This window comes from Streptomyces sp. NPDC014623, from assembly GCF_043088245.1.
GTDB lineage: Bacteria > Actinomycetota > Actinomycetes > Streptomycetales > Streptomycetaceae > Streptomyces.
The window spans coordinates 297,353-312,113 of the sequence record NZ_JBIBZU010000005.1; the positions used below are offsets into that span (position 1 = coordinate 297,353).

Genomic DNA, 14,761 nt, shown 5'->3' on the forward strand with positions numbered 1-14,761 from the left:
CGCCGCGAGCGTGGGCCCCTCGAAGACGGCCTGCACGGTGAGCTCGGCACCCGTCGCCTGGGCCAGGCGGTTGACGAGGCGGGTGACGAGCAGCGAGTTGCCGCCGAGGGCGAAGAAGTCGCTGTCGACGTCCAGGGTGTCGGCGTCGGTGCGCAGCAGCTCGGCCCAGACGCCCGCGATGGTCCGCTCGGCCTCGGTGCGGGGCGCGACGCGGCGTCCGGCGGGCCGCTGCCGGTCCTCGGGTGCGGGCAGGGCCCGCTGGTCGAGCTTGCCGTTCTGGGTCAGGGGCAGCTCTTCGAGGAGGACGTGCGCGGCCGGGATCATGTACTCGGGCAGCGTCGCGCCCAGTGCGGCGCGTACGTCGGCGAGCAGGGCGGCCCGGCCGGACCAGCGCGGCGGGGCGGCGGCGGACCCGGCCGTCCGCCGTGCGCCCTGTTCGCCGGCGCGGCGGGCGTAGACGTTGTAGAGGGTCGTGTTGCGCAGCAGGCGGTTGTCCTGCTCGCAGACCACGTCGTAGCCGAGCGCCTTGAGGAGGGTGACGATCTTCTCCAACTGCCCGTCGACGTCGTGAAGTTCGACGACGAGCTGTCGGATCTTCGGCCAGTCCCGCCAGTGGATGCCCTTGAGCACCTCGTACTCGGCGTTCTCCACGTCGACCTTCAGCAGGTCGATCCGCTCGAGCGACTCCTCCGCGATGACTTCCGAGAGGGTCCGCAGGCGGCAGGTGAACTGCTCGCTGTCGAGGCGGGCGTCGACCACGGCGTCGACGAGGTCGTCCCCCGCGGTGGTGCCGTCCGCGCCCTCGTCGGTCAGCTCCTCCTGGTTGCGCAGATAGGAGCGCACCAGGTCGTGGGCCTGTTCGGTGGTGGTGACGCTGGAGGAGATGACGGTGTTGTGGCGGTAGAAGGTGAAGGTCTCCTCCTTCGCCTCGGCCGCGAAGCCGCAGTCGTGCACCTTGGCGTTGAGGCCGTGGAGCGCGACGTTGCGGCGCAGCGAGTCGAACACGGGCGGGATCGGCTCGAAGGCGTGGATCCGGGCGCCGGGGCAGCGGCTGCCCACGAACAGCGTGAACAGGCCGATGTTGGCTCCCACGTCGACGACGGTGTCGCCGTCCTCGATGGTGATGCCGTTCCGCAGGTATTCGAGGTGCGTGAAGATCTCGTCGTAGACGAAGTCGGTCTCGCTCCTGTTCTGCTGGAACACCGTCATGCCGTTGGGCAGTTCGTAGGTCCGCGCGAGCGCTTCCGGCTCGGTGCGGCCCAGGCGCAGGAGCTCGCGCACGGCCGGCGCGGCCTCGGGAGACGGTACGACGTAGGCGACGAGGCGCTGGTCCTGGTCGTCGTAGTCGCGCACCAGGACGCGGGCGTCCTGGAGGGCGGGGTGTTCGGTGAGGCGGGCCTCGATCTCACCCAGCTCGATCCGGAAGCCACGGACCTTCACCTGATCGTCGTTACGCCCCAGATACTCCAGCGTACCGTCGGGCAGCCAGCGGGCCAGATCACCCGAACGATACATACGCGCACCCGGCTCCTCACGGAACGGATCGTCCAGGAACCGCTCGGCCGTCAGCTCCGGCCGGTTCAGATAACCACGGGCCACACCCGCACCACCGACATACAACTCCCCCACCACACCCACCGGCACCGGCTGACCACGCCCGTCCAGAACATAGGTACACAAGTCGGGAATACGCTCACCGATAGGACTCACCGAACGCTCGGCATCGGCCTCACCGATCACCCGGTACGTCACATGCACCGTGGTCTCGGTGATGCCGTACATGTTGACCAGCCGAGTGCCCTTGTTCACCGGCCGGCGCAACCACGGCCTGAGCGAAGCCACCTCCAGCGCCTCACCCCCGAAAACCACCACACGCACCGCGTGCGGCTCCGGATCCTCCCCCTGCGCCGCGATCAACTGCCGGAAAGCACTCGGAGTCTGATTGAGGACCGTCACCCCCGCCTCGCACAACAACCCGTAGAAGTCCTCCGGACTACGGGTGACCGCCTGCGGCACCACCACCAGACGACCACCATGCAAAAGCGCACCCCAGATCTCCCAGACGGAGAAATCGAAGGCGAAGGAATGGAACAGCGCCCACACATCCCGGTCACCGAAACCGAACCAGCCATCGGTCGAGGTGAACAACCGCACCACATGACGATGCTCGACCACCACACCCTTGGGCACACCCGTCGAACCCGACGTATAGATCACATACGCCATCGCGGACGGCGTCAGACCCGGCACAGCCAGGTCATCGGCCGACAACGCCGCCCACCGGCCGGCATCCGCACACACATCCACGACCGGGACCGACGGAACGACCAGACCCTCGGGCAGCACACCGTCCCTGACCAGGACACGAGGCGCACTGTCCGACAAGATGTGCGCGACCCGGTCCGCGGGCGATGCCGGATCCAGCGGCACATAGGCACCACCCGCCTTCAGCACCGCGAGCACAGCCACCACCAGATGCTCACTACGCGGCAGACAGAGCGCCACGAGCACCTCCGGCCCCACACCCAGACCACGCAGATACCGCGCCAGCCGATTGGCCCGCGCATTCAACTCCCCGTACGACAGACCACGGCCCTCGAACTCCACCGCCACCGCATCCCCCCTCGCGGCAACGACCTCCTCGAACCACTCATGCAGACACCGCCCCACCGGCTCCACCACACCCACCTCGTTCCACCCCACAAGCACCCGACGACGCTCCTCGGCGCTCAGGACCGGCAGGTCCAGGGCGAGGCGCTGCTCCGCGCCCTGGGTGGTGAGGGCGTCGACGAGGTGTTCCATGGCTGTTTCCAGGTAGCCGATCACCGGCTCGGCGTCCTGGGCCTGGTCGATCTGCGCGTCGAGCGAGTAGGAGTGTCCGAGGTCGTCGACGGACAGGGCGACGGGGTAGTTGCTGCGCTCGATGACGCCCGCGAGGGACTTGACGCCCGCGCGTTCCAGCTCGGTGTCGTCGATGCGGTCGTCGGACTCCAGATGCCGGTAGTTCAGGATCGCGTTGAACAGCGGCGTCTCCGGCGGTACGGCGCTGTGGCCGTGGGCGACGGCCAGCGGGGTCTGCTCGTGGCGCACCAGGTCGCGCAGGGCCCGGTCCGTGGCGCTCACCAGGTCACGCACGCTCGCCCCGGTCAGGTCGACGCGCACGGGGAGGGTGTTGATGAAGTTGCCGAGCATGCGTTCGATGCCGCGCGGGCCCTGGAGGCGGCCGGACATGACGGTGCCGAAGACCACGTCGTCGCGGCCCGAGCACGCCGCCACGACCAGGGACCAGCCCGCGTGGAACAACGTGGCCGGGCTGACCCGCAGGTCCCTCGCACAGGCCCGGATCCGCTCCCCGAGACGGGCGTCCAGCGGCCGGCGCAGGTCGAGGACGCGACGGCCGTCGCCGTGGACGTCCTGGAGCCCGAACATCACGGTGGGCCCGGTGACGTCACCGAGCCGGTCCCGGAAGTGGTCCGCGGGGTCGAGCTCGCGCGCGCGGTGCTGCACGTGGGCGATGAAGTCGCGGTACGGCGCGGGCGGGGCGAGTTCCTCCGTACGGCCCGTCATATGGGCGACGACCTCCCGGAACAGCAGGCCGAGCGAGGTCGCGTCGTCGATGACGTGGTGCAGGTTGAGCACGGCGTACCAGGTGGCCGTGCCGGGCTGCCGGGCGGCGCGCAGCCGGATGAGCGGGGCGCGGTCCAGGCGCATCGCCTGCGGCCGGGAGAGGAGTTCACGGATCTCGGCCTCGGCGTCGCGGCCCTCGGGTACCTCGAACTCCTCCAGTTCGAGGCCGGCGCGGCGCACCACGACCTGGACGGGTCGCGACAGGCCCTGGGTGAGGATCGCCGTGCGCAGCGCGTCGTGCCGGGTGACGGCCGCGCGCAGGGCGCGCACGAACCCGTCGAGGTGGGACCTGCTCTCGAAGGAGAAGACACCGGACAGCACGTACGGGTCGCGGCCGCTCTCCTTGAGGTGGTGGAAGAGCATGCCTTCCTGGAGGGCCGCCAGCGGGTACACGTCCTGGACGTTGGGAGCGCCGCCGGGCACGGCGGCGGCGACCGCCGCCAGCTCGTCCTCGGTCAGGGAGACCAGGGGCAGCATGTCCGGGGTGAGCCGGTCGCAGTCCGCCGGGATGCTGTTCGGCGGGACGGTGAACGCCGTCCGCGCCGGGGCGGCGCCCGCCGCGTCCTGCGCTTCGGGGTCTTCCGCGGCGTGCACCGCGTCGATCGCGACGGCCAGGTCGGCGAGCGTGGCGGCGCCGAACGCGCTGTGCAGCTCGCAGTCGAGCCCCGCGTCGTGCAGGCGCGCGGTCAGCTTCGGGATGAGCAGGGAGTGCCCGCCGAGCGCGAAGAAGTTGTCGTGGAGACCGATGCGCTCCGTCTCGAATCCGAGCAGGTCCGCGCAGACCTCGAGCAGGATCTGCTCAGTGGGGGTGCGGGGAGCGACGCGGTCGCCGGCGACGGCGTACGCGTCGGTGCCGGGGGCCGGCAGCGCCTTCCGGTCGAGCTTGCCGTTCGCGGTCAGCGGCAGGGCGTCGAGGCGGACCAGGGCGCCCGGGACCATGTACTCGGGCAGCGACTGGCCGAGGTGTCGCACCAGGGTGTCGTGGAAGTCACCGGTGTGCGTCTCGTCCAGGACGACGTAGCCGACGAGCCGCGGGTCGCCCGGGCTGTCCTCGCGGACGAGGACGGCGCAGGCCCGCACGGCGGGGTGGCGGGAGAGGCGGTCCTCGATCTCGCCGGGTTCGATGCGGAAGCCGCGCAGCTTGACCTGGTTGTCGAGGCGGCCCAGGTACTCCAGGGTGCCGTCGGGCAGCCACCGGACGAGGTCGCCCGTACGGTACATGCGGGCGCCGGGGTCCGCGGCGAACGGGTTCGGGACGAAGCGCTCGCGCGTCAGGCCGGGGTTGTTCAGGTAGCCGCGGGCCAGGCCGACGCCCGCGATGTGCAGCTCGCCCGCGCAGCCCACGGCCTGCCGCCTGCCCAGGTCGTCCAGGACGTGCAGCTGGATGTTCTGGATGGGGCGGCCGATCGGCACCGTGTGCGCCGTCGTGCCGGGCGGGCAGGACCAGTGGGTGACGTCGATGGCGGCCTCGGTGGGGCCGTACAGGTTGTGCAGGCGAGCGCGGTGCTGGGCGTAATGGCGTGCGGGCAGCTCCGGCGGCAGGGCCTCGCCGCTGCAGAAGACCTGGCGCAGCGAGGTGCAGCGGGCCCAGTCCTCCTGGTCGAGTACGAGGCGCAGCATGGGCGGCACGAAGTGCGCGGTGGTGACGGAGGCGGCCCGGATGAGCGACACCAGGTACGCGGGGTCCTTGTGGCCGCCCGGTGCGGCGACGACCAGGCGCGCGCCCGTGATGAGGGGCCAGACGAACTCCCACACGGAGACGTCGAAGCTGAACGGCGTCTTCTGGAGCACGACGTCGTCGGGGGTCAGCGCGTACTCGTTCTGCATCCACTCGACGCGGTTGACGGCCGCCCGGTGCTCGACCATGACGCCCTTGGGGCGGCCGGTGGAGCCGGAGGTGTAGATGACGTACGCGAGGTCGGTGGGGGTGATGCGGGCGGGCGCGTCCTGGGTGCCGGGCGCTCGGGGCTCCCGGCCGTCGTCGGGAATCGGCTGCCCGTCGGCGTCCAGGCGGAGCACCGTGCGCGCCCCGGTCGGGGCGGGCGTGCCGGTGGCGGACCGGGTGAGGACGAGGGTGGCCCCCGAGTCCTCGATCATGTACTGGATGCGTTCGGCCGGGTGGTCCGGCTCCAGGGGGAGGTAGGCGCCGCCCGCCTTCATGACCGCCCACAGGGCGATCACCATCTCCGCGGAGCGTTCCATGGAGATGCCGACGACCGTGTCCGCGGTGACGCCGCGGCGGCGCAGCTCGGCGGCCAGGGTGTCGGTGCGCGCGGCGAGTTCGGTGTAGGTCAGGGACCGCTCGCCGTACACGAGGGCGGTGCGGTCGCCGTGGCGGGCGACGGCGTCGGCGAGCAGGTCGGGCAGGCTGCGGTCGGCGGAGAAGGACCGGCCTGTGTCGTTCCACTCGTCGAACCGGCGGAGCTCGTCGTCCGACAGGTGCGAGGCCTCGGACAGCCGCTGCTCCGGATCGTCGACGAGGGTGCGCAGCAGGGTCTCGTAGTGGCCGAGGAACCGTTCGACGTCCGCCGCGGCGAAGCGCTCGGCGTCGTACTTGAGGTGCAGCGTACAGGCGTCGGCGGCGTGCTCGACGACCTCCAGGTGGAGCTTGAACTCCCCCTCCTGGGATATCCCCTCCACGAACCGCAGTGAGCGGGCCAGGTCCAGGCCGCGCACGTCACTGTCCGTGAGACGCATCATGCGCTGGTTCTGGAAGACGTACGACACCTGGAAGACCGGGGAGGTGTCGGGTTCCGTGCGCAGGTTCAGGTCCTGCACCATGCGCGGGAACGGGTACGCGGCGTGGTCCAGGCCGTCGGCCATGACGAGCGTCAGGTCGCGTACGAAGTCCGTGAACGGCACGTCGCCGCGCACGCCGTGGCGTACGGGCAGCATGTTCACGAAGTAGCCGACCGCGTCGTCGTAGGCGGCGTCCGGCCTGCCCAGGGACGGCACGCCGACGATGAGGTCGCGCTCACCGCTGTAGCGGTGCAGGAGCAGTTCGTACACGGCGAGGAAGAGCACCGCGGGCTTGACACCCCGGTCCGCGCACAGGTCACGCACCCGCGCGGCGAGGGCCGGGGGCAGCGGCAGGGTGACCGTCTCGCCCACCACGGGTGTGCCGGGCGCGGGGGCGCGCTCGATGCCGAGGCGCAGGACGGGCAGGTCGCCCGCCAGGGTGTCCTGCCAGAAGGCGCGGTGGCGGGCGCCGTCGGGACCCGCGAGGAAGTCCGCCTCCCAGCGCACGAACGCGTCGTAGGCGTCGTGCCGCGCGGACGCGGGCTCGGGGGTGCCGCCCCGGAGCAGGGTGTCGTAGGTGTGGAGCAGGTCGCGGAGCAGGACGGGGGTGGACGCGCCGTCGAACACCAGGTGGTGCAGGACGAGCAGTACGAGGGTCTGCGGTGCGTCGGCCGTGCCCGCGGTGTACACGGCGGCCCGGGCCGGTCCTTCCTGGTACAGGTCGAAGGGCGCCTTGGCCTGCTCACGCACGAGGGCGAGCAGGACGTCGTCGGGCAGCCCCTGCGGCACGGTCCGGTGCCGGAAGGGTATGTCGCCGCCGTCGGGGCGCCGCACCAGGTACGGGGTGCCCTCGTCCTCGACGACCACGCTGTGCAGCAGCGCGTGCCGGGACGTCACCTGCCGGAAGGCCTCCTCGAAGACCGCGGTGTCGAACGGCGCCGACGTGCGGAAGCAGACGGGGACGTTGTACACGTCCGACGCGGGCCTCAGCTTGTGGAGCAGCCACAGCCCCTTCTGCCCCTCGGACAGGGGCCGCCGGCCCGTGTCCTCCGCCTGCGCGGGGTCCTGGAGTCGTTCGTAGAACGCGAGCACGTCCTCGGCGGTGCAGAGGCCCGCCTTGAAGCCCGCCAGAATCTGATCCTCGTTCACGCGCCCGGTGCTTCCTTCATGAGTGACTTGAGTTCTTCGAGGCCGACGTGGCCCCGGCGGAACTCCTCCAGGGCCTTGGCCCGTGCTTCGCGTACGTCCGGTGCTTCGGGTGGCTGCGGGGTCTCGCGCGGTCGCGCGGCCCCGGGTATGTCGTGCCGGCCGGTGCCGGCCGGTGCGCGCTTCGCGGCGAGCCGCTCCGCGATGCGCTCCAGGGTGGCGAGTTCGACGATCTCCCGCGTGGTGAGCGTGAGCCCGAGGTCGGCCTCGACCCCGCGCCGCAGACGCACCCACAGGACCGAGTCGGCGCCCAGGCTGTGCAGGTCCTTGTCCAGCGGGAGTTCGCCGGGGGCGAAGCCGAGGGCGTCGGTGAAGTGGTCCGCGAGGTAGCGGAGGATGTCGTCGCCGGGCTCGCCGCCGTCGGTTCCGGTGGCGGTGACGGAGGGCCGCCCGGTGTGCGTGGGGGCCGCGGCGGGCGCGGGGTCCGCCGTGAGCGTGCCCGTGTGCCCCACCCAGTACCGCTTGCGCAGGAACGGCGTCGTCGGCAGCGGTACGATCCGGCGCTTCTGCCCGGTGTTCAGTGCCTGCCAGGGGACCCGGCCGCCGCGTACCCACAGCTCGGCGAGCCGGTCCAGTTCGCCGTCGGTGACGAGTGCGCGGACGAAGGCCTCGCCGTGGCCGCCGGTGAGCAGGCCGCCCAGGGTGGCGGCGCCGGCCTCGGCGTTGCCCCGGTGCAGCGGGACGTGCGGGGGCCGGTCGGCCAGGAACTCCGCGAGCGTGCGCAGCAGGCCGGCGCGGGAGTCCGTGATGAACGCCAGGCGTTCGGCCAGGGCCTCCCTTCCCGCCCGCAGCGTGTGGGCGATGTTCGCGAGCCGGACGGTGTCGCCCGCGCCCGTGTCGTCCGTCCGCTCGACGAAGTCGTGCAGCAGGCGGGCCGCGGTGCGCAGCCGCTCGGGGTCACCGGCGGACAGCAGGATCAGCTCCGGCGGCCTCGGCCGCCACGCCGCCTCCGCGTGCTCGTCGTGCTCGTCGTGCTGGTTCTCGGGTGCTTCCTCGACGACGAGGCTGACGTGGCTGCCGCCTGCTCCGACGGAGTTGAGCAGGGCGCGGCGGGGCACGCCGGGGCGTGGCTCCCAGGGCGTCAGCGTCTCGCACAGCCGCAACGGGCCGTCTTCCAAGCGGAGTTCGGGATTGGGTACGCCGACCGCCGTACGAGGTGCCAGTTCCCGGTGACGCAGCTGGAGGACGACCTTGGTGAGCTGGGCGATGCCGGAGGCGGCCTCGGGGTGTCCCAGGTTGGACTTCACCGAGCCGAGCGCGATCGGCTCGGTGACGTCGCCGAACACCTCGCGCAGCGCGCCCGCCTCGACGGCGTCGCCGAGCGCGGACCCGTTGGCCGCGGCCTCCACGTAGCTGATGGACGCGGGGTCGCAGCCCGCTTTCTCCAGGGCCCTGCGGGCCACGTTGACCTGCGTCCTGCGGCTCGGCGCCATGAACTGGCCCGCGCGGCCGCCGTGCAGCGAGGCACTGCCCCTGATGACCGCGAGCACGGTGTCGCCGTCACGGCGTGCGGCGGCCAGCGGCTTGAGCAGGACGGCCCCCACCGCCTCGGCGGGCAGGTAGCCGTCGCCGTCGCGGAAGCTGCGGCTGCCCGGGTGGCTGCCGAGCAGGCCCGCCCGGGACAGCGCCCGGTACTTGTCGGGGTGGACGGTCAGGTTCACGCCTCCGGCGATCGCCAGCTCGCTGTCGCCGCTCAGCAGGTCGGCGCAGGCCAGGTGGACGGCGGCCGCCGAGGACGCGCACATGCCGTCCACGGCGAGGCTCGGGCCCTCCAGGCCGAAGAAGTGAGAGACGCGGTTGGCTATGAGGTTGTACGACGCCGCCGAGGTCAGGGCGGAGCGCACCACATCGGCGGTGTCGGCCCGGTACATCTGGTACATCGCGCCGACGTACACGCCGACCCGGCGGCCGTACGTGTGCTCGACGGCCTCCTGGGTGACGCCGCTTTGCTCCAGCAGCTGCCACACCGTCTCCAGGAACAGCCGCTGCTGCGGGTCCATGGTCTCGGCCTCGCGCGGCGAGATGCCGAAGTGCAGCGGGTCGAACTGGTCGACGCCGTCGAGGAAGCCGCCCCACTTGCCGTAGCTCTTCCCGGGCGCGTCACGGTCCGGGTCGAACACCGCGTCGTGGTCCCAGCGGTCTGCGGGGACCTCGGTGACGCAGTCGGCGCCGGAGCGCAGCAGACCCCACAGGGCCTCGGGGTCCGCTGCGCCCGGATAGCGTCCGGCGAGGCCGATGACGGCCACGCCTTCGTCGCGCGGATCCCGGACGGGCGGCACCGGTACGGGCCGGGCCTGTTCCGGCCGGGTCAGCTCGCGCCGGGCCTCGGCGGCGGGCGGTGCGGGAGCGGGTCCGGGCGCGGCGGGGGCCGGTTCGCCGAACAGGGCGCGCAGCGCGTCACCGTGCTGGGCCACGAAGTACTCGGCCAGCTCCCGGACCGTCTGCACCTCGAAGAACAGCGTCTTGGGCAGGATGCCGAAGTCCGTCTCCAGCTGGGCGATCAGATTCATCGCCACGACGGAGTCCATTCCGTAGCGCTCCAGCGGCACCTCCGCGTCGAGCCGGTCGGTGCCGAGCTTGAGGCCTGCCGCCAGGTGGGCGCGCAGATGGCGCCGGGTGCGGTCGAGGAGGGCCCGGTCGGCATCCGCCGCGGCGGAGGGCGGCGCCTGGGCACCGGTCCGCGGCGCGGCCACGGCCTTCGGCTCGGCCTGCGGTGTCCGCGCGGGGCGCGCGACCAGGCGCGGCAGGACCGCCTCGCGCCGCCCGGCGACGACGAGGAGCTGACCGTCCGCGAGACCGCTGCGGCGCGCGGCGACGCCGGTGCGCAGGGCGCCCAGGCCGCTCTCGGTGTCCAGCGGGACGAGGTCCATCCGCCGCAGCCGTTCCTCGACGGCGGCGTCCGTGCCCATGCCGCCGTCGGCCCACAGGGGCCAGTTCAGGGACAGCGTCAGGCCGCGGCGTGCCCCGGAGGCCGCGAGGCGGCCCCGGTGGGCGGCGTAGGCGTCCATGAACGCGTTGCCCGCCGCGTAGTCGGCCTGGCCCGCGTTGCCGAGTGCGCCGGTCGTCGACGAGTAGCACAGGAACAGCTCCAGCGGCTGGTCCCGGGTCAGTTCGTCGAGGTGGACGAGGCCCGCGACCTTCGGCGCGAGGACGCGCTCGAATTCCTCGTGCGTCTTGTTCACGACGAAGTTGTCGCGCAGCACACCCGCGGCGTGCACCACGCCGGTCAGCGGCCCGTGCGTACGCGTGATGTGTGCGACCAGACGTGCGACGCCGGCGCGGTCGGTGATGTCGGTCCGCCGGTGGTCCACGGTCAGGCCCGCCGCACGCAGGTCGTCGAGGGCCCGCCGCTGGGTGTCGTCGAGCGCCGAGCGCCCGGTCAGTACGACGGTGGCGCCTGCGGCGGCCGCGGCGATGTCCCGGGCCGTGACGAGACCGAGGGCTCCGGCGCCCCCCGTGACGAGGTACACGCCGCCCGCGCGCCACGGGGTGGTGCCCGCGCCCTGTGCCGCGGCGAGCTCCGTGAGCCGCCTGACCTCACGGCGGCCCGCACGGTAGCGGACCTCGGGTGCCGTCCCGGGGTCCGTCTCCGCGCGCAGCCGCTCGGCGACGAGGGCCGGTGCGGCGCCGTCGAGGCAGTCCACGAGCTGGGTGCGCAGCTTCGGGTTCTCCAGCGTCACGGTACGCAGCAGACCGCTCAGGCCGCCGAGCACGGTCCGGCCCGCCGGCTCCTGCTCGTGGTCGCCGACGAGTACGACCTGGAGCAGTGCGCCGCCGCGCGCTCCGTCGGCCAGCAGGGCGCGCGCCCGTGCGAACACGTGCCGTGCCGCCGTCGAGTACGCGGTCTCCAGAGGGATGTCGGCCGCCAGGTCCACGGTCTCGTGGTGCACCGCGTCCGGCAGGAGGGCCGTCAGGGCCGTGGCCGGCGTGGACTCCTCGCCGGACGCGAACCGGCCGACGAGGATCACGTGCCGCTCGGCGACGGACTCGGCCGGCACGTCGGCGGCGGCCTCCTCGGCCTCCCAGACGGGGTGCGTCAGGAGCACGTGGTCCGGCGTGGCGGTCCCCCGGATCGCCGTCACGTCCCCGTCCACGTCGAACCAGTGGCGCTCGCGGGCGAAGGGGTAGCCGGGGAGGCTCAGGCGGCGCGGGCGCGTCGCGCCGTCCGCCGCGTACAGCCGGTCCCAGTCGACGGCTTCGCCGCGGGCCCATCCGGCCGCGCACTCCTGGGGCCCGGTGGCCGCGCCGTCAGCGGTGGCCGGGACCTGGTCGGACCGGACGCGGCCGCGCACCCAGTCGCCGGAGGCGGCGGGGTCGGCCAGGAACGCGTCCAGGATCCGCCGGACGGACCCGAGGGAGTCCGCGGTGAACGCGAGGCGTTCCTCGAGGACGACGCGGCCGGTCTGCAGCGTCCAGGCGAGCGCGGCGAGGTCGCCCTCGGCGAGGTCGTCCGTGCGGGCACGCAACCGTCGTGCCGCTTCGACCAGTTGGTCCTCGGTCGCGGCCGAGAGGGGCACGGCGACGGGACGCGGCCGGGGGGCGGGCTCGGGCTCAGGCTCGTACGCGGCCAGGACCACGTGCGCGTTGGCGCCGCCCGCGCCGAAGCTGGAGACGCCCGCGACACGGGGCCCGTGCCACGGCGCGAGGTCGCGCTGCAAGGTGAACGGCGTCCCGTCGAAGTCCAGATGGGGGTTGAGCGTGCTCGCGTGCAGGCTGGGCACCAGTTCGCCGTGGCGCATCTGGAGCAGCACCTTGGTGACGCCCGCGATGCCCGCGGCGCTCTCGCAGTGGCCGATGTTGGACTTCACGGAGCCGATCGCGCAGGTCGGCGCGGCCGCCCCGGTGGTGCGCCCGAACGCCTTGACCAGGCCGGTCAGTTCGATGGGGTCGCCGAGGGAGGTGCCGGTGCCGTGCGCCTCCAGATAGCTCAGCTCGTGCGGCGCGACACCGGCACGGGTGAGCGCGCGGGTGATGACGTCGCCCTGGGCCGCCGGGTTCGGCACCGAGAAACCGTGGGTCCTGCCGCCGTGGTTGAGGGCCGTGCCCTTGATGACCGCGTGGATCCGGTCGCCGTCGGCGAGGGCCCGGTCCAGGGGCTTGAGCAGGACGGCGCCGACGCCCTCACCGGGCACGTAGCCGTCGCCGCCCGCGCCGAAACTGCGGCAGCGGCCGTCGCTGGAGGTGAACTTCCCCTGGCTCAGCATCACGTACTTGTTCGGGTGGACGCTGACGTTGACCCCGCCCGCGACGGCCGCGGCGCACTGACCGCTCCTGATCGCCTCGCAGGCGAGGTGGATCGCGGTCAGCGAGGAGGAGCACATGGTGTCCACGGCCATGCTCGGGCCGTGGAAGTCGTAGAAGTACGAGATCCGGTTGGCGACGGACGAAGGACTGCCGGACAGCGCCACGCGGTGGCCCCGCGCCTGTGCCTGGGCGCCGTACAGCTGGTACTCCTCGTACATCACGCCGACGAACACGCCGACCTTGCCCGCGGGGACGAGGCCCGCCTCGGCGTCGCCCCGTCCGGTGGACTGCCGGGACAGGGTCTCGCCGGTGTAACCGGCGTCCTCCAGGGTGTGGTGGACGCACTCCAGGAACAGCCGCTCCTGGGGGTCGAGGAACTCCGCCTCGCGCGGCGAGATGCGGAAGAACAGCGGGTCGAAGCGGTCGACGCCGTCGAGGAAGCCGCCCCACCGGGAGGTCCCCTCGTGGTCGCGGGGGTCCCAGCGGTCCGCGGGGACCTCGGTGACACAGTCGCGGCCGGAGCGCAGGTTCCGCCAGAACTCGTCGAGGTCCTCCGCCAGCGGGTAGCGGCCGCTCACGCCGACGATCGCGATGTCGGTGACGGGGGCGAGGCCGCCGTCCTGGCTGCCGGGTCGCGCCGGGGCGGGGTGGTCCACGGCCGGGGCCGCGTCCTGTGTGAGGGGCCGGGCGCCGGCGTCCGGACCGAGTGCGGTGCGCAGCCGCTCCGGATACGTGCCGGCGAAGTGCTCGCTCAGCGCCCGGATCGTACGGACCTCGAAGAACAGCGTCTTCGACAGCTCCCCGAAGGCCGACTCCAGATGGTGTGTCAGCTCCATCGCCATCATCGAGTCCATGCCGTAGAACTCCAGCGGCGTGTCCACGTCGAGGCGTTCGGGGGCGATGCCGAGCGCCGTGGCGAGCTGGTCGCGCAGGTACGGCAGCGCGCGCTCGGCGAGGTCCGTGCCGGCAGCCGGCCCGGCGGGGCGCACGGTCCGCCCGGTGGCCTCCGGGACCGCTTCGGCGGGCAGTTCCCGCGCGAGCAGGCCGGTCAGCTCGGCGCACACCCGGCCCTCGGTGTCGAGGAGGGTGATGTCCAGTTTCACGGGCGTGCCGCCGGGGTGGCTGCCGTCCTGGTACCGGATCCAGGCGTACGCCGTGGCCGGGGTGGCGGCCAGGACGTCCACTCCCTGGAGGGCGAAGGGCAGCGCGGGCCGCGTGGGAGCAGCGCCTCCGGCGTCGTCTCCGCCGAGCCCGAGGCCGATGGTGGCCTGGAGGGCTCCGTCGAGGATGCTCGGGTGCAGTCCGTAGGCGTTGGTGGTCTCCGCCGCTCCGGGCAGGCGCAGTTCGGCGAGTGCCTGGGGGCGGCCCGCGGGGTCGGTGCCGACGGCCAGCGTCGTCAGGGAGCGCTGCGCCGGGCCGTACTCCATGCCCACGCGGTCGTACCGGTCGTAGAGGTCGGCGGCGGTGAAGGCGGTCCCGGCGCAGGCGGCGCGCAGGTCCGCGAGCGGGAGCGCGGGACGCCGGGCGGGCGCGTCGGCCAGGTGCGCGCGACCCTGGCTGGACAGCGTCCGCTCGCCGTCGGGGCCGACGGTGTGAAGCGTGTACGCGTACGTGTCCGTGCCCGCCGGCTCCAGGTCGAGGAGCACCTCGAGGCGGTCGCCCGTGGCGCAGGTGGCGGGCCGCAGCCACACCACGTCGCTCAGCCGGACGCGATCCGCCGCCCCTGTGGTGCGGGCGACGGCCGCACGGGCCATCTCCAGGTGCGCGGCGCCCGGCAGGACGCGCAGGCCGCGCACCTGATGGTCCCGCAGGAAAGGCTCTGTGCCGTCGAAAACGGTGCGGTACGCCGTCACGGTGCCGCCCGTGCCGGGGGCGCAGGGCACGGGCCGGTGCAGCATCGGGTGCGCGCGGGGCGTGCTGTCCGGCCGCTCGCCGGTGGGCGCGG

General features: G+C 73.0%; 1 protein-coding gene and 1 pseudogene (1 of these 2 only partly in view). Both read right to left on the minus strand.

Going from position 1 to position 14,761, the window contains the following annotated elements; genetic code table 11:
• Nucleotides 1–7,515: pseudogene (locus ACF1FZ_RS11800) on the minus strand (amino acid adenylation domain-containing protein); the annotation flags it as partial.
• Nucleotides 7,512–14,761 carry the 3' portion of an SDR family NAD(P)-dependent oxidoreductase gene (locus ACF1FZ_RS11805; protein WP_391773207.1) on the minus strand. It continues 6,856 nt past the right edge of the window, so only the last 7,250 of its 14,106 coding nucleotides appear in the window; its start codon lies beyond the right edge, outside the window; the stop codon is at nucleotides 7,512–7,514. The pseudogene ACF1FZ_RS11800 and the gene ACF1FZ_RS11805, both read right to left, overlap by 4 nt.